This is a genomic window from Cellvibrio sp. PSBB023 (genome assembly GCF_002007605.1).
Taxonomy (GTDB): Bacteria; Pseudomonadota; Gammaproteobacteria; order Pseudomonadales; family Cellvibrionaceae; genus Cellvibrio.
Genome location: NZ_CP019799.1, coordinates 1,826,113 through 1,841,685, shown reverse-complemented (window position 1 = coordinate 1,841,685; position 15,573 = coordinate 1,826,113). Strand labels below are relative to the sequence as shown.

At 46.9% G+C, this 15,573-nt stretch carries 16 protein-coding genes; 14 read left to right on the top strand and 2 right to left on the bottom strand.

Features of this window, described 5'->3' with window-relative positions; translation table 11 throughout:
- The first annotated feature begins 5 nt into the window (after positions 1 to 5).
- The 13 genes from B0D95_RS08205 (at position 6) to B0D95_RS08145 (ending at position 11,214) form a co-directional block, all read left to right on the top strand.
- Complete coding sequence (locus B0D95_RS08205) at positions 6 to 1,934, top strand: non-reducing end alpha-L-arabinofuranosidase family hydrolase (RefSeq protein ID WP_246841756.1); 1,929 nt, start codon at positions 6 to 8, stop codon at positions 1,932 to 1,934.
- Positions 1,935 to 2,166: 232 nt separating this feature from the next.
- The gene (locus tag B0D95_RS20640; protein ID WP_078043444.1) at positions 2,167 to 4,008 is read left to right on the top strand and encodes a cellulose binding domain-containing protein; all 1,842 of its coding nucleotides are present in this window, start codon (positions 2,167 to 2,169) and stop codon (positions 4,006 to 4,008) included.
- Between the two features lie 290 nt (positions 4,009 to 4,298).
- Positions 4,299 to 4,673, top strand: coding sequence for a hypothetical protein (locus tag B0D95_RS08195; RefSeq protein WP_078043443.1), 375 nt, complete (start codon positions 4,299 to 4,301; stop codon positions 4,671 to 4,673).
- 129 nt (positions 4,674 to 4,802) lie between these two features.
- The gene (locus tag B0D95_RS08190) at positions 4,803 to 5,180 is read left to right on the top strand and encodes a hypothetical protein (RefSeq protein WP_149867885.1); all 378 of its coding nucleotides are present in this window, start codon (positions 4,803 to 4,805) and stop codon (positions 5,178 to 5,180) included.
- Between the two features lie 161 nt (positions 5,181 to 5,341).
- On the top strand, positions 5,342 to 5,791 hold the full coding sequence (locus tag B0D95_RS08185) for a hypothetical protein (protein WP_078043441.1): 450 nt from the start codon (positions 5,342 to 5,344) through the stop codon (positions 5,789 to 5,791).
- A 200-nt stretch (positions 5,792 to 5,991) separates the two neighbouring features.
- Positions 5,992 to 6,300: a transposase gene (locus tag B0D95_RS08180; protein WP_210403643.1), complete on the top strand. Its 309-nt coding sequence runs from the start codon at positions 5,992 to 5,994 to the stop codon at positions 6,298 to 6,300.
- Positions 6,297 to 7,166, top strand: coding sequence for an IS3 family transposase (locus B0D95_RS08175; protein WP_149867884.1), 870 nt, complete (start codon positions 6,297 to 6,299; stop codon positions 7,164 to 7,166). Before B0D95_RS08180 ends, B0D95_RS08175 begins: the two co-directional genes overlap by 4 nt.
- A gap of 43 nt (positions 7,167 to 7,209) precedes the next feature.
- The gene (locus tag B0D95_RS08170; protein WP_168172424.1) at positions 7,210 to 7,674 is read left to right on the top strand and encodes a GNAT family N-acetyltransferase; all 465 of its coding nucleotides are present in this window, start codon (positions 7,210 to 7,212) and stop codon (positions 7,672 to 7,674) included.
- Between the two features lie 83 nt (positions 7,675 to 7,757).
- The gene (locus tag B0D95_RS08165; RefSeq protein WP_149867883.1) at positions 7,758 to 8,192 is read left to right on the top strand and encodes a hypothetical protein; all 435 of its coding nucleotides are present in this window, start codon (positions 7,758 to 7,760) and stop codon (positions 8,190 to 8,192) included.
- A gap of 33 nt (positions 8,193 to 8,225) precedes the next feature.
- Positions 8,226 to 8,672 carry a hypothetical protein gene (locus B0D95_RS08160; RefSeq protein WP_078043438.1) on the top strand — a complete coding sequence of 149 codons (447 nt, stop codon included), beginning with the start codon at positions 8,226 to 8,228 and terminating at the stop codon, positions 8,670 to 8,672.
- 237 nt (positions 8,673 to 8,909) lie between these two features.
- The gene (locus tag B0D95_RS08155; RefSeq protein WP_078043437.1) at positions 8,910 to 9,284 is read left to right on the top strand and encodes a PaaI family thioesterase; all 375 of its coding nucleotides are present in this window, start codon (positions 8,910 to 8,912) and stop codon (positions 9,282 to 9,284) included.
- Between the two features lie 151 nt (positions 9,285 to 9,435).
- Positions 9,436 to 10,338, top strand: coding sequence for a class A beta-lactamase (bla, locus tag B0D95_RS08150; protein ID WP_078043436.1), 903 nt, complete (start codon positions 9,436 to 9,438; stop codon positions 10,336 to 10,338).
- Positions 10,339 to 10,425: 87 nt separating this feature from the next.
- Positions 10,426 to 11,214, top strand: coding sequence for a type 1 glutamine amidotransferase domain-containing protein (locus B0D95_RS08145; RefSeq protein WP_078043435.1), 789 nt, complete (start codon positions 10,426 to 10,428; stop codon positions 11,212 to 11,214).
- Between the two features lie 69 nt (positions 11,215 to 11,283).
- Here B0D95_RS08145 and nhaD read toward each other — a convergent pair whose 3' ends face one another.
- Positions 11,284 to 12,729, bottom strand: coding sequence for a sodium:proton antiporter NhaD (gene nhaD, locus B0D95_RS08140; RefSeq protein ID WP_078043434.1), 1,446 nt, complete (start codon positions 12,727 to 12,729; stop codon positions 11,284 to 11,286).
- A 123-nt stretch (positions 12,730 to 12,852) separates the two neighbouring features.
- Positions 12,853 to 14,517 (bottom strand): energy-dependent translational throttle protein EttA, encoded by a 1,665-nt coding sequence (gene ettA / locus B0D95_RS08135; protein WP_078043433.1) that lies wholly within the window; start codon positions 14,515 to 14,517, stop codon positions 12,853 to 12,855.
- 121 nt (positions 14,518 to 14,638) lie between these two features.
- Here ettA and B0D95_RS08130 point away from each other — a divergent pair, with 121 nt between their 5' ends.
- Complete coding sequence (locus B0D95_RS08130; RefSeq protein WP_078043432.1) at positions 14,639 to 15,514, top strand: Sir2 family NAD-dependent protein deacetylase; 876 nt, start codon at positions 14,639 to 14,641, stop codon at positions 15,512 to 15,514.
- The last annotated feature ends 59 nt before the right edge of the window (positions 15,515 to 15,573 follow it).

The following is a 15,573-nucleotide window of genomic DNA, read 5'->3' as shown; positions in this document are numbered from 1 at the left end:
GAATTATGAATAAGCAAAAATACTCCGCCAATTTACTATCGCAAATCTTGCGCAATACCTGCGGTGTAATTGGTTTGGGGATGGGCCTTATGGTTGCATCCTCGGCGGTGTCGGCAGCATGTACTTACTCGATTGAAAGTGAATGGTCGAGTGGTTATGTTGCTAATATCACAGTAAAAAATGATACCAATGCAGCAGTTAATAATTGGAGTGTAAATTGGCAATACGCTACCAATCGTATGACTAGCGGTTGGAATGCCAATTTTTCTGGCAGCAGTCCCTATACGGCCACCAATATGAGTTGGAATGGCAATATTGCTGCAGGTCAGTCTGTATCATTTGGTTTTCAGGTTGATAAACGTGGTGGAAGCGCTGAGCGCCCCAGTGTGAATGGTGCTTTGTGTAGCGCTGCTACCAGTTCTGTACCACGCTCCAGTTCAAGCGCTAATTCAAGCTCCAGTTCAATGGTTGCATCCAGCGTGCGTAGCAGCGTTGCTTCATCGGCAAATGCTTCATTACCAGCCAATAACTTTGCACAAAATGGTGGCGTGGAATCTGGCCTGACTAATTGGGGAACCACCGCAGGAACTGTTGCTCGTTCAACAGCCGATAAGCGCAGTGGTTCTGCCAGTGCATTAATTACCGGGCGCACAGCGGCGTGGAATGGTTTGACATTTAATGTGGGTTCTCTCACTAACGGCAACCAGTATGATGTGGGTGTATGGGTAAAACTAGCGCCCGGCACACCGGATAGTGTTATCAGCCTGACAGCAAAACGCCTGGATGATTCGGATACCACAACCTATAACGAATACACTCGTGTGGCGACCATCACTGCATCATCTACCGAGTGGCGTTTGCTGCAAGGTTATTACACTCAGTTAGGTTCCACAGCATTCCAGCATTTCATTATTGAAGCGACAGAGACCACCATTAGTTATTATGCGGATGATTTTTTCATCACGGGTGATGTTGTTCCTGGCTCCAGTTCTTCCAGTAGCTCAAGCAGTTCCAGCAGCAGTACGGGCCAGACCTGTGAATTAAAAGCGCCGCTGAGATGGACATCGACTGGTCCATTAATCAGTCCAAAAAACCAGGGTTGGGTATCTATTAAAGATCCGTCGGTTGTGAAATATAACGGTACTTACCATGTGTATGCGACCTACTATGACACCTCCTACAAATCCATGTACACCAGCTTCACTGATTGGAACAATGCACAACAAGCACCGCATACTTCCATGAATGGTACTCGTGTTGGCAACGCTGTTGCACCACAGGTATTTTTCTTCCGTCCACATAACAAATGGTATTTGATTACCCAGTGGCCGGGTACTTATGCCACAACGGACGACATTAGAAACCCCAATTGGTCAGCCAAGCAGCGCTTGCTGCAAGGTGAACCTAATGGCGCCTTGGATTTCTGGGTGATTTGTAATGATACCCACTGCTATTTATATTTCTCACGCGACGACGGTGTGTTGTATGTATCCAAAACCACTATCGGCAATTTCCCCAATTTCTCCGGTTATTCCATCGTGATGGAAGATCATCGTGGCAATGGCAACCAGTATTTATTTGAAGCGCCTAACGTTTATAAATTGGATGGACAAAATAAATATTTGTTGTTGGTTGAAGCCTGGCCAAGTGGCCCACGTATGTTCCGCTCATGGACATCATCCAGTCTGGATGGCCCATGGACGCCACTGGCAGATACTGATGCAAACCCATTTGCAGGTAATAACAATGTGGAGTGGCCAACTGGTAAGTGGGCTAATGGTATCAGCCATGGCGAACTCGTTCGTTCCGGTTACGATGAGCGTCTGACGGTTGATCCATGCAACCTTGAATTCCTCTATCAAGGCGAATCAGGCACAGGCTCAACTTACAACACTATTCCTTATAAATTGGGTTTGTTGCGACTGAAGAAATAACATAAATCGTAAAGGTTTGTGACTCTTCACAATAAGACTTCTCCTATCCCGATTGATATAGGGATAGGAGATTCCCCTCACTATAAATGCGATATAAAAATTTTTATTTTATCGAATGAATAAAAATTAAAAATCATAACAATAAATTAACAGGTCTCGGCAAACCCCAATCCTATCGCCGCGAATGGTTAACATTCGCGGATTTCTTCATTATTCGCTAAGGATTTGAATTATGTATAAATCAAACCAATCCTCCCCAGATAATTGGCGTAATGTAAAACGATCGTTATTCTATTTTGGGGTGGCTGCTACTATCGCCCTCGCGACACAAACAGCATCGGCTGCTTGTACTTACCAAGTCGACAATGAATGGTCCAATGGCTTCGTAGCAAGTATTACGGTAAAAAATGATACAGGCGCAGCCGTCAACAATTGGAGCGTAAATTGGCAATATGCCAACAATCGTATTACCAATAGCTGGAATGCCAATCTATCGGGTAACAATCCATACACGGCAACCAACGTATCCTGGAATGGCAACATTGCTGCCGGTCAATCTATTTCATTTGGATTCCAGGGAACAAAAACCGGCAATAGCGCTGAGCGTCCACAAATTAATGGCACCTTGTGCGGTACTGCGCCAGCAAGCTCTTCGGTAAGCAGTACGCCAGTCGTCAGCTCTTCCAGTTCAAGTTCATCTATTGTTGTTGCTTCATCATCGCGTACCAGTTCATCGTCCTCGCGTACCTCATCGAGTGTGGCGAGTAATGCCTGTCCAAGTCAGGTAGAGAATGCATTTCAAATGCTGGCGCCACGTATCCCGGCAACAATCCAGGCGGAAGATTTTGATCCTGCCGGTTACTTTGATAGCACAGCGGCCAACGAAGGCGGTGCTTATCGCACAGATACCGGCGTAGACATCAAAACCATTACTAATGGTCACGCCGTTGGCTGGATGACTGCTGGTGAATGGCTTGAATACACTGTCTACGTCGAAACGGAAGGCGATTACGATGTAATCATTCGTTCCGGTGCTGTAGGTACGGGGCGCACATTAAAAATCTCACAGTGCAACACCACGCTGATTGAATCCTTCCAGGTGCCGAACGTTAATAACTGGGGTGAATTTAAAACCTGGTCAGCGGGCAAGGTTCGCTTGAAACCCGGTTATCAAAAAATTCGCGTCACTGTCGGCGCGACAGATTATGTAGACCTGGATTGGGTACATATTGGTCCATACTCAGGTGTTATAGATCCGCCGACAACACCCACCAATCCAAATGGCGCTATACCCAGTGACGGATGTGGTAAAGCTCGCAGCCAACAAAATGGCCGCCATAATCTCAATGTGAATGGATTGAATCGTTCATATATTCTGCGCGTACCGGACAACTACAATAATCAAAATCCCTATCGTTTGATTATTGGTTACCACTGGTTAAACGGCGATGCTACACAAGTTGCCAATGGCGGTAATGGTTCTGCAACCGAAACACCTTATTACGGCCTGTGGAACCTCGCGCAAAACAGCACAATCTTTATTGCACCGGAAGGCATAGATAAAGGCTGGGCAAATAGCGGTGGCCGTGATCTTGCATTTACCGATGCTATTTTGAATCAAATCCAGTCCAACTTCTGTATCGATAAAAGCAGAATCTTTGCTACCGGCTTTAGCTACGGTGCAGGCATGTCAAATGCAGTAGCCTGTGCACGCGCCAATGTTTTCCGTGGTGTTGCACTCTATGCAGGCGCACAGCTAAGCGGTTGTGACGGCGGAACCTTACCAATCGCATATTTCGCGACCCATGGTTTGGATGACAATGTGCTGAGCATTTCCCAAGGTCGCTCTCTGCGTGATCGCTTTGTCAGAAACAACAGATGTACCGCACAAAACCCGCTTGAACCATCACGCGGAAGCGGCACGCACATATGCACCTCTTATCAGGGCTGTACAGCGGGCTACCCGGTACGTTGGTGTGCATTTGATGGCGGACACTGGCCATCGCAACACGATGCTGGTCAACCAGAAAGTTGGATTCCACAAGAAGCCTGGAAATTTATCAGTCAGTTCTAACCTTTAACAGTAGTCGTACACCCCACGCTTACCCGGCTTCGCGCCGGGTTTTTTTTGCCCTTTTTAAAGGGGGTAGGTAATAAGGTGAAATTTTTGTTGGCGCTCGCTTGTGTGATAGTCTTTAATTGGTCTTTCGCTATAAACGGCTCGCGCCGTATATCTGATTTATTGAGGCTTTAGCATTCCAATAAATGCCAATAGAAACAATTGACTAATTCAATTTGGTGAAGTCAAATAAAAGTGATATACGGCTGTAGCCGTCTAATAAACTGTTAGCTGAACCCAAAAAAATGAATATATCGCAAGAAATAGAAAATGCATTCGGTAAATTCTCTGACGGAGTCATAACGGAAGAATTTATTGAGCGCAACCCGAATTTAATGGAAATTGAGGGTGAACTAGACCTTATGGTTATTGTTCCAGCTTATTTGAAATGGTGCATGAAGCACGGAGAAGAAAACGGTAATCTTGTCTGCTCATATACTTTGAGTTGTCTTTCCGAATATGGTAGAGCTAAAGACACTGCAAATAGTCACCTTAATTTCAAGCACCTCTGTAACAGCCAGCAAAAATCAACCGTGCTGTCTTTTTTAAAATGGTGCCTAAGTAATTTTGAATTGGTTGAGAAAAAGCATATAGAAAGAGCAATTAAAAATTGGCAGTAAGCAGCTAACAAGGCAATCAACCGGATGGTTTTTAAGTAGCATTTTTGCCATTCCGCTTCGCTCCATTTTATGGCAAAAGTGCTACTTAAAAACCACCGGTTATCGCAACGTTATGAGAAAACCACAAAAATGAAATATAATTTAACTCTTGTTACTTTAAACGAATCTCAAATCGAAAAAGCAAAAGAAATAAATGGCCGGCGTAAAACAATAACTCACGCACTTATATGTGGCCCGCATGGTCAAATATTCGGAACAGAGACATACTGTCGAAAATATTACTCCGTGTGGTGCAAAATATTTCCCTACATTTTTGATAAATCAATAGAAGTTTGTGAGCACGAAATATCAAATTATGAAACAACATTTAATCTGGTAAATAAACTTATTGAAATACATGACCCCTTAGAAAAAGCAGCTAATCCTGTATGGCAAGAGATTGAGAGTATTAGAGAAAACAAAAAACCAAAAAAAGGTTTTATATCAAGGCTGTTTGGTGGAAAGTAAAACTCATAACAAGCGTTGCAGCACGCACACTTCGTGTGCTGAACAGTTTGTAAGTCGCGCTTATGTTGTTTTGCTACGCAAAAGTATTTCACAACGCGCAATTTACAAACTGCCGTTGTGCTTAACGTTATGTTTTCTTAGGCTGAAAAATTATCTTAAATATGGAAATTATAATATTAATTTTGCATATATTTTGCGGAGCCGCAGGCTTGGTAATCGGCTTCGGTGCATTTGCATCTAAAAAGCGTAAAGGCATACATACGCTTTTGGGTAATATTTACCACTGGCTATTTCTAATGCTTTCTCTATCGGCTGTAGCATTATCCTTGCTAAATTGGGAGCGCCTATGGTGGTTTTTACCTATTGCACTTTTTTCCTATGCTTTTGCCCTGGTTGGCTTTCTTGCGGCCAAATTAAAATGGCGTAATTGGCTTCGGTTTCACTTAACAGGTCAAGCAGGCTCTTTTATAGCCATGGCTACAGCAGTTTTAGTTGTAAATTTTGGCTCCGGTAATATTTTTATATGGTTCTTACCAAGCATTCTCGGCACGCCAATAATAATTTGGCTTGCGCGTCAAATTAAAGCTGGAAAAAGACCAAAATATGTATAGCACATAACAAGTCGTTCCAGCATCGCACACTTCGTGTGCTGGAAAGTTTTTAAGTCGCGGCTTTATGGTTTTGCTGCGCAAAAGTATTCCATAAAACCACAACTTAAAAACTGCCGCTGAACTAGGCGTTAAGAGGCCGAGTTACCCACCAATTGTAGACACCCTGTATAGTTAGAAAACCCTATATGGAGGTGCTCACTATGGCACGTAAAAAAACACAAGCTTATACCGAAGAGTTTCGCCGCGAAGCCGTTAAACGCGCAGAGCAGGAGGGCAATACCACTGCTTCAGTAGCGCGGGATCTCGGTATTAGTGCACAGCAAATTTACAACTGGCGCCGTCAGTTTACCCGTCTTTCTGAAAAGCAATTCAATTCGGTGGCGGGGGTCGATTATTCAAAAAATGAAAGTGATGAGCTGCGTCAATTAAAGCGAAGAAATGCAGAGCTTGAAAAAGAGTTGGCCTTCTTAAAAAAGGCAGCTGCGTACTTTGCGAACCAGCACGAGTGAAGTACGCATTAATTCGTGAGCATCTGGAGGCATTTTCGGTAACGCTAATGTGCCGTGTATTGTCCGTTTCTCGCAGTGGCTTTTATCGCTGGGCTGTTCGGGGGGAAAAGAGCCAGCGGCAGCAGAAGCGGGAGTGCCGCGAGCGTCAGATTATGGACACCTATGCGACTTACAAAGCACGCTATGGTGCGCCGCGCATCGCCAAAGAGTTGCAGGCCATAGGTTATCCTTGTTCAGTGAACTTTGTTGCCAATGTGCTGAAACTACAGGGTTTAAAGGCCCACAACGGTAAGGCGTTTAATTATGGAAGCCATGCCTTGACGATGCACAACGTGTCAGAGAATCTACTCTGGCGTCGCTTTGGCGCGAACAAACCTAATGAGAAGTGGACAACGGATATTACGTATATCTGGGTTGAAAAGCAGTGGCTCTATTTGGCGGTGGTAATGGATCTATATTCGCGCAGTATTGTCGGTTGGTCGCTGGATACCAGTATGACAGAGGCGCTGGTCACCAATGCATTACGCATGGCGTTTGAACGTCGGGAAACTCAACCTGGACTAATCATCCACTCTGATCGAGGTGTTCAATATCGGGCGCAAAAATATATTGATTTTATGGTGCGTCATGGAGCCACTCCGAGTATGAGTAGGAAAGGCAACTGTTGGGATAATGCGCCGATGGAATCCTTCTTTAGTCGCTTGAAAGTAGAGTTGATTTATACCCAGCAATTTCACTCGATTGATGAGGCTAAATCCAGTATCTTTGAATACATTGAAGTGTTCTACAATCGCTTGCGCCGACATTCCAGTATTGGTTATGTGGCACCCGCTGAGTTTGAACGAAGGGCAGCGCTAGCTGCATAGTTAGAGTGTCTACTTTTTGTGGGTAGGACCAGAGGCAAAGACTGTGGAAATCGTTCCTCTGGCTGATAAAAAAGAGTTCATTGCTGAGTTGGCTGAGCTCCACCATGCAGAATGGAAGCATTTGAATCCATCGCTTACTTTGGACGGGCGAGCAGAAGCAATCGCTAACGCCGCGGGGCGAGAGGGTATTCCTTCAATCTTTATTGCAATATCAGGAAATCAGCTTGTTGGTTCCGCTGCGCTTGTAAAGAACGATATGGACTCCAAACCAGATCTATCCCCTTGGTTGGCGGCCGTCTACGTAAAGGAGGGCTTCCGGCATCAAGGGATAGCAACCGAATTGATTATTCGATGCGAAGATGAGGCGGTTCGCTCAAATATCAGTACATGGTATCTCTACACCGAGTTCGCCTCGAAGCTTTATGAGAAGCTGGGCTGGCGTCATATGGAGCGATGCGAATATAAAGGAGTGACGGTCGATGTCATGTGCAAGCAGGTCGCCTCTTAACAAGCGCAGGTACAGCGACGGCCTTTTCGTTGCGGCTGCGCCTCCACTACAAGGCCGCGCGTGCTACGGGCGTTAAGGCAGTCATGAACTTTAACCAAATTTCTACTTATTTTTATATATGCGCTGTTCTTACTGTTTTTACTGGAGCAGGCATGTATGTTTTCCATGAAAAGAGCTATTCGGATCAGTGGAGTGCATTTTCTGGTTATGTTATTGATGACGAAGAACTTATCGGCTTTTTCTCGTGCTCGGGTAGCAAAGGAATGAGTTTCACTGACGTGGGTAATACGAACATTTCAAATGAGTACGCTCTTCGAAAAGCCAAAATACGAGAACCTATTTATGTAGAGTTTGTGGGGCGTATAGCAGGAGAGGGGCGCGCAGGGTGGGGATTGGCTGGTGAGCCATGGGAAAGAAACGTAGAAATTAAAAGCATTAAAAAAATAGAACGAATCTTCCCTGAAGACTGTAAAGCAAGGGCGCCATTTGAAATTGAAGTAGAGTACGAAGAGCCTTAAAAACCACCGTTTATCGCGGCCTTAGAGTTATCAATGAAAAAAATAATCGCTATCGTTGCAGTTCTGTTTTCAAGCTTCTGCCATTCTGAAGAGCTAATTGCAAAACTTGACCTAAAGTTTATCAAAGACACTGGAAAGACAGCTGGTGTTATGTGCTACGGAGACAATGAAGAAGATTGTCATACGTGGTCCACATTTTATTTGTACGAAGCAAAGGTTAAAAAAATAGTAAGTGGAAACCTACCTGAAAATAAATTCACAGTAATTTATGGAAGGCATGCGCTAAGAAAAAATGATCATAAAGGTGTAGTTGTCCGTTTAAATAAGCTGCTGACTGACGCAGATGCCCAATACCAAATTTCGGAGTTTGGTCAAAATCATGAGTTGGTTTGCTTTCAATCGGTTGAATCCAAAAACTTTAGTGCAGACCTAGAGCTGGGTAACGAAAAACTAAAGTGTGCAGAGAAAGAAGAACTCTAACAAGCGACTGTGGTAGAAAATCAATACCTACGGCGCAAATTTAGTTAGCCTGCCACTCGCAGTTATCGCTCACCATGGCATTCAAGATCGTCATTATTTTTCGTATGCAGGTCGTAAGTGAATTTTTCTTGTATTTACCCTGCTCGACGAGCTTCTTATAAGGTTTGTTGAAAACCTAAGAACACTTAGGATAAGTTGGCTAATTGTTAATTCATTGGTTGTAGGTAAGGTGTAAGTATGGAAGTTCAAGGTCATATTAAGTTTACGGTTACTGCAAGATCATCAGATGAAGTTATTTCTGAAATGCCGATACAGCCCGGCATATTGAATCCTTTTGGTACTGTTAATGCGGGTGCTACTTTGTGGCTCGCTGATGTAACCGCATCTGTACTTGTTCTTGAAGGAGTTAATCCTGAGCAGGGTATGAAAGGCTTTCCATTGGCAATAAATATTAATGCCAACTTATTAGGGAATAATACGGCAGGAACCTTTGTGGCAAAATCAAATTATGTCAAAAAAGGACGCACTGTTAGTGTAGTTAAAACAACGGTTATTGATGTATCCGGTAAGCTAATAGCAGAAGTTACAACAAGCCATGTTCAGTCGGCTTAAGTATTCCCCAACAAAAGTAATGTAATTATGGGGTGTGCTTATGATAAAAGTTAAAAGCAGTTCCTCTTGAAAAATTACCGTTGAACTTGGTATTAGGTCGCCAAATTTTACAACAAATAGGAATTTATTTAATCACAATAGGATCAGTTGAATGTTTAATAGACGCGACTTTTTGATTGCCTCCGTGGTGGCAGGCACAATTCTGGCAATGCCTGTTGCATCAAAGCCTGCCAAGCGCCGTTTTGATGCCGCTGAGCGGCTTCAGATGTTGGAAGTGGGGCAGGCGCGCCTCGGAGTTTGTTTCCTTGACACAGTTACCGGTGAGGTCAGTGGTAATCGTATCGAGGAGCGCTTTGCGATGTGTTCGTCATTCAAACTGGCGATGGTTGCCGCTTGCCTGCGCGAGGCCGATAACGGGCGGTTGAGTCTGGATGAGATATTGCCTTATTCAGCGGCGGATCTTCTTCCTTGGGCGCCGGTCACTAGAGAGCATCTTGCCAAGGGAGGTTTAAGTATTGCCACCTTGGCGCAAGCGGCTCAAGAAAAGAGCGATGGCGTTGCGGCGAACCTTTTAGTTAAGCGCTTGGGCGGCCCTAAGGCTGTCACCGCAAAGTTCAGAGAGATGGGTGATACTGTCACTCGCCTGGATCGTTATGAGCCGGATCTAGGTTTGGTTCTTTCTGCCGATACTCGCGACACTACTTCACCTCTTGCTTATGCCCAGCTTGTCAGTCGAATTTTGACTGGCAGCATTTTACGGCCAGATTCGCGCGAACGACTTCTGGAGTGGGCACGAAATACAACTACGGGTGCTCGGCGGTTGCGAGCTGGTCTTCCCACTGAATGGCGTACTGGGAACAAGACTGGAACCGGGCGCGATGAAGGAACGACTAATAAGTGCAATGACGTTGCTATTACTTTTCCCCCTGGTAAGAACCCCATCATCATTGCAGCCTATTTTGATAGTGGTGAATACACGGAAAAAATAGAAGCAAGGCATGAAGCTGTTCTCGCTGAGGTGGGGAAGATTGCGGCGGAATGGGCCATAGGTTAGTCGTGTGGAATTGCAGCATATTGAGGCACTTGGTATATGCGGCTCGACTGAAAATGAAAGAAAATAACTTGTATCAATGGAGTGAAAATGAAAAATCTATTAATAGCACTAATCCTACTGGCATTTTTTTCTGTGCCCGCACAATCTAATGATCTTAAGAAAATTCTGATTATTGCCTCTAATGTTGAAGATATGGGTGATCCTGATAAACATGATGCCAGGAATAATCTATGGGAGTACGCGCCCCCATATCACGTTTTTGTCTCTCATGGATATGATGTGGAATTTGCATCCCCCTCGGGAGACGTCGTGCCGTTTATGATGGAGCCAGTAGGCATTAGTAGCTACACCATAAAATATGAAGGTTTTTTAGAGCGGGCCAATAGTTCTCTGGCGCCGGATCAGATAAAGCCTGATGAATACGCAGCCGTTTTTATTGGCGGAGGATACGGAACACTGTTCGATGTAGCTTCAAATAAAAAGCTGTTAAATGTCATGGCAGCGATTTATGAGAAAGGCGGCGTGATCGGTAGCAGTGGGCATGGTGCTGGCGGTTTTGCAAATGTAAAACTGAGTAGCGGAAAGTTTCTGGTTGAGGGAAAGCAAGTCGCCGGATTTCCTGACTCTACCGAAAAAGAAAAGTCATGGGCCAAACAAGGCTCGCTCCTCCCATTTTTCGTCGAAAAACAGCTTCGCAAGAATGGGGCGCGGATAATCAATAAAGATAACATCGCGGATAAACATGATGTCATTATTGATGGACGTATTGTTTCCACAATGTTCCTCCCTTCTGCTGCATTGGTGGCGAAAGAAATGATTATTTTGCTCGAGAAAAGTGGAAAATCCAAAAAACCAATACCTTCCGCGCCAATTTAGCTTACGCGCACTCGCAATTACCATGCGTTATAGCATTCAACACAGTCATTACTTTTAACCTGCCCAACTTTACATAATGGAAGCATTTAACCACAGGTGTGAATAAATACTGGCGACATAACCCAAGGCGACTACCGGCGTCCATTTTAAATGGCCGAGAAAACTGTAGTAGCCGCGGGCTTGGCCCATGAGAGCGACACCGGCGGCGGAACCGATTGATAGCATGCTGCCGCCGACACCGGTTGTTAAAGTAATAAGCAGCCATTGGCCTTGGGAGAAGTCCGGAGCCATGGTAAGTACGGCGTACATGACGGGGATGTTGTCGATGACGGCGGAGATCAAACCGAGGCTCACGTTGGAGACGGTGTGGCTGAAATTGCCGTAGAGCGATTCTGACAGCAGTGTTAAGTAGCCCATAAAACCTAAACCACCGACACACATAATCACACCGTAGAAAAATAACAGCGTGTCCCATTCCAGGCGGGCCAGGGGTTGAAATACATCAAAGGGGAGGGGCACTTTGGTGATGGGGTTTTCGTCATTTTTCGGCATGAAGTCAGAGGCACTTTGCTCTGCATTTTTTAAATCTACTATGCCTTTTTTGCGCAAATAGAAACCGTAAATTTTCAGGTAGGCCAAGCCCAGCATCATGCCGAGCACTGGTGGCATATGAATGAGGATGTGACCGAGTACTGCACTGGCGATGGTGGCTAAAAATAAAAACAGGATTGGAAAGGCGCCCTCTTTGTAGGTGAGGGTTTCCAGAAATAAATCCTCTTCATCTTTGTGTGGTTTTTTATTGTTGATGAAAAAACTCATAATCGCGGCGGGTAGGGCAAAGTTGACCAGCGAGGGGATGAATAAATGGAAGAAGGTAAAAAAGTCGACTTTTCCCGCTTGCCATACCATGAGTGTGGTGATGTCACCAAATGGGCTGAAAGCGCCGCCTGCGTTGGCGGCGACAATAATGTTGACGCAGCACATATTGATAAAGGCTTTTTCATTTTCAGCGATTTTTAATACTACTGCGCACATCAGCAATGCGGTGGTGAGGTTGTCGGCAATGGGCGATATAAAAAATGCCATCAAGCCGGTAATCCAAAACAGTTGGCGATAGGTAAAGCCTTTTTTAATCATCCATCCGCGCAAGGCGTTGAATAAGCCGCGTTCATCCATGGCATTAATGTATGTCATGGCGACTAGCAAAAATAACATCAGTTCGGCAAATTCAAGCAGGGTATGGCGAAAGGCTTGCTCCGCAAGAGCGGATTGTTCGTGCTGCGTGTAAACCCAGCCAATAACGACCCAGATGATACCGGCGGCAGCCAGTACCGGTTTGGATTTGCGCAGGTGCAGTTTTTCTTCCAACATCACAAATGCATAGGCAATCACAAACAAGCCGACACAAAACCAGCCTGCCAGGCTGTTGGTTAAATCCAACCCAGTGGAAGCAGCGTTTGCCGAGGTACACCAGCCCAGAAACAGCAATACCAATAATGAGCGTTGTTGCAGCATGAAAGCTCCCCAAGTGTGTGGCGATTGTTGTATTTGTGAGTTATGCAGGTGCTTGAGTGTGACACAGGTGAAAAAAAAGGCAGCCAGTGTGGCTGCCTTTTATGCGTTTTTTTACGCGGATTTTTACGCCTTGAGCGGTTTGTACTTCATGCGCTTGGGCTGTGAGTCGTGGCCTTTGCGTTTGACGAAATCCTCGTGGTATTCCGTGTAGTTACCCTCAAAGAAGACAATATCGGAATCGCCTTCGTAGGCGAGGATGTGGGTGGCGATACGGTCGAGGAACCAGCGGTCATGCGAGATCACCAGAACACAGCCGGGGAAGGCGAGGATCGCATCTTCCAGGGCGCGCAGGGTTTCGATGTCCAAATCGTTGGAGGGTTCGTCGAGTAACAGCACGTTAGCGCCTTGTTTCAAGGTGTTGGCCAAGTGCAAACGGCCGCGTTCACCGCCCGAGAGTTCGCCCACGCGCTTTTGTTGATCTGAGCCTTTGAAGTTAAAGCGGCCCACGTAGGAGCGCGAGTTCACTTCATAGTTGCCGATTTTCAGAATATCCAAGCCGTCGGATACGGCTTCCCACACGGATTTTTTATCGTCCAGATTTTCACGGCTTTGCTCTACATAAGCGACTTTCACGGTATCGCCAATGGTTACGGTGCCGCTATCGGGTTGCTCGGTGCCGGCAATCATACGGAACAGGGTGGATTTACCCGCACCGTTACCGCCGACAATCCCCACCACCGCGCCTTTGGGAATACTGAGCGACAGGTTGTCGATCAGTAGGCGATCGCCATAACCCTTGCTGACGTTTTCTAACACAATGACTTTATCGCCCAGGCGCTCACCCGGCGGGATGTAGATCTCGTTGGTTTCGTTGCGCGCCTGGAATTCTTGCGATTGCAATTCATCAAAGCGGGCCAGACGCGCCTTGCTCTTGGCTTGGCGGCCTTTTGGATTTTGGCGAACCCATTCCAATTCGGTTTTCAAGGCTTTCTGGTGAGCGGCTTCTGCACGTTGTTCTTGCTCCAAACGGGCATCTTTTTGCTCCAGCCAACTGGTGTAGTTACCTTCGTACGGAATACCGTGGCCGCGGTCGAGTTCCAGAATCCAACCGGCGGCGTTATCGAGGAAGTAGCGGTCGTGGGTAATCGCCACGACGGTGCCGCTGAAACTGTGCAGGAATTGCTCCAACCAGTAAACGGATTCGGCGTCCAAGTGGTTGGTCGGTTCGTCCAACAGCAGCATATCGGGGCGCGACAGCAGCAAGCGGCACAGGGCCACACGGCGGCGCTCACCGCCGGAGAGTTTGGTTACATCCGCATCCCACGGCGGCAGGCGCAGGGCATCGGCGGCCACTTCCAGCGTGTGTTGCAGGTTATGGGCATCCCAGGCCTGGATGATGTCTTCGCACTTGGCTTGTTTTTTGGCCAGGTCATCGAAGTCGGCATCGGGTTCGGCGTAGGCCGCGTAGATGGCATCCAGCTCGGCCAGTGCATCTACGGCTTCACGCACGCCATCTTGCACGTTGCCCAGTACATCTTTGGCGGGGTCAAGCTGCGGCTCTTGGGGTAAATAACCGATTTTGATGCCGGGCATGGGGCGCGCTTCGCCATTAAAATCCTGATCAACGCCCGCCATAATGCGCAACAGGGTGGATTTACCTGAGCCGTTCAGGCCGAGTACGCCGATCTTGGCGCCGGGGAAAAACGACAGGGAAATATCTTTCAAAATTTCACGCTTGGGTGGCACAACTTTGCCAAGCCGGTGCATGCTGTATACGTATTGAGCCATGGGGGCTATACCTCGGTAGAAAAAGTCATCGGCCTTGCGCCGATGACAGGGAATTTTTTCAGCGGGCGTACTATAAAGAAAGCATCCCTTGAGTTAAAGCATTGCCCCGGAAAACCACACTATGAGCCATCACCCGATTAACCTTGAACAAGCGCTTTCCCAAGCCGCCAGTTGGATCGCCGAGGCAGATTCGCTGGTGATTAGCACTGGCGCCGGTATGTCGGTGGATTCGGGCCTGCCGGATTTTCGCGGCCCGGAAGGATTTTGGCGGGCATACCCCGCACTGGGGCGAGAACAATTGGGGTTTACCGATATCGCCAACCCCAGAGCGTTTTATGATAACCCCGAGCGCGCCTGGGGGTTTTATGGGCATCGCCTGAATTTGTACCGCCGCACCGAGCCCCACGCCGGTTATGGCCTGCTGCTGCATTGGGGGCATAAGATGCCCAATCACTATCAGGTATTTACCAGTAATGTAGATGGGCATTTTTTTAAGGCCGGGTTTGATTTGATGCGCGTGCATGAATGCCATGGCTCCATCCACTACCTGCAATGCCTTGAGCCCTGTGGCAATTTTGTGTGGAGCGCAGTGGAGTTTCAGCCCGAGGTCGATGAAAATTTGTGCCGGCTGCGCAGCCATACGCCGCGCTGTACCCATTGTGGTCGCTTGGCGCGCCCGAATATCCTGATGTTCGACGATGTGGATTGGGTCTATGAGCGCACGCGTAAACAGCATTTATACCAGGAGCGCTGGCTGGCGCGGGTTGCGCACCCATTGGTGATTGAGATAGGGGCGGGCACGGCGGTGCCCTCGGCGCGCCATTTTTCGGCGCGTATCCAGCACGAACACCACGCGCGAATTATCCGCATTAATCCTAACGATGAATTAACAACAGAGGCGAATGTCCTGCATTTGCCTTATCCCGCGCTGATGGTGCTGACCCAATTACAGGCGGAGCTGGTTAAAACTTACGGCAGCGACTGGCAGCTTGAGTGAATCTTCGCCTACGCATGGCTCTGCTGGGCAATTGAGCGTAAAATGCGCGCCAGCAAGCA

What these genes read in the sequence shown, in the direction of transcription:
- B0D95_RS08205 (WP_246841756.1), top strand. Translation starts at nt 6, where the DNA reads ATGAATAAGCAAAAATACTCCGCCAATTTACTATCGCAAATCTTGCGC.
- B0D95_RS20640 (WP_078043444.1), top strand. Translation starts at nt 2,167, where the DNA reads ATGTATAAATCAAACCAATCCTCCCCAGATAATTGGCGTAATGTAAAA.
- B0D95_RS08195 (WP_078043443.1), top strand. Translation starts at nt 4,299, where the DNA reads ATGAATATATCGCAAGAAATAGAAAATGCATTCGGTAAATTCTCTGAC.
- B0D95_RS08190 (WP_149867885.1), top strand. Translation starts at nt 4,803, where the DNA reads ATGAAATATAATTTAACTCTTGTTACTTTAAACGAATCTCAAATCGAA.
- B0D95_RS08185 (WP_078043441.1), top strand. Translation starts at nt 5,342, where the DNA reads ATGGAAATTATAATATTAATTTTGCATATATTTTGCGGAGCCGCAGGC.
- B0D95_RS08180 (WP_210403643.1), top strand. Translation starts at nt 5,992, where the DNA reads ATGGCACGTAAAAAAACACAAGCTTATACCGAAGAGTTTCGCCGCGAA.
- B0D95_RS08165 (WP_149867883.1), top strand. Translation starts at nt 7,758, where the DNA reads ATGAACTTTAACCAAATTTCTACTTATTTTTATATATGCGCTGTTCTT.
- B0D95_RS08160 (WP_078043438.1), top strand. Translation starts at nt 8,226, where the DNA reads ATGAAAAAAATAATCGCTATCGTTGCAGTTCTGTTTTCAAGCTTCTGC.
- B0D95_RS08155 (WP_078043437.1), top strand. Translation starts at nt 8,910, where the DNA reads ATGGAAGTTCAAGGTCATATTAAGTTTACGGTTACTGCAAGATCATCA.
- bla (WP_078043436.1), top strand. Translation starts at nt 9,436, where the DNA reads ATGTTTAATAGACGCGACTTTTTGATTGCCTCCGTGGTGGCAGGCACA.
- B0D95_RS08145 (WP_078043435.1), top strand. Translation starts at nt 10,426, where the DNA reads ATGAAAAATCTATTAATAGCACTAATCCTACTGGCATTTTTTTCTGTG.
- nhaD (WP_078043434.1), bottom strand. Translation starts at nt 12,729, where the DNA reads ATGCTGCAACAACGCTCATTATTGGTATTGCTGTTTCTGGGCTGGTGT.
- ettA (WP_078043433.1), bottom strand. Translation starts at nt 14,517, where the DNA reads ATGGCTCAATACGTATACAGCATGCACCGGCTTGGCAAAGTTGTGCCA.
- B0D95_RS08130 (WP_078043432.1), top strand. Translation starts at nt 14,639, where the DNA reads ATGAGCCATCACCCGATTAACCTTGAACAAGCGCTTTCCCAAGCCGCC.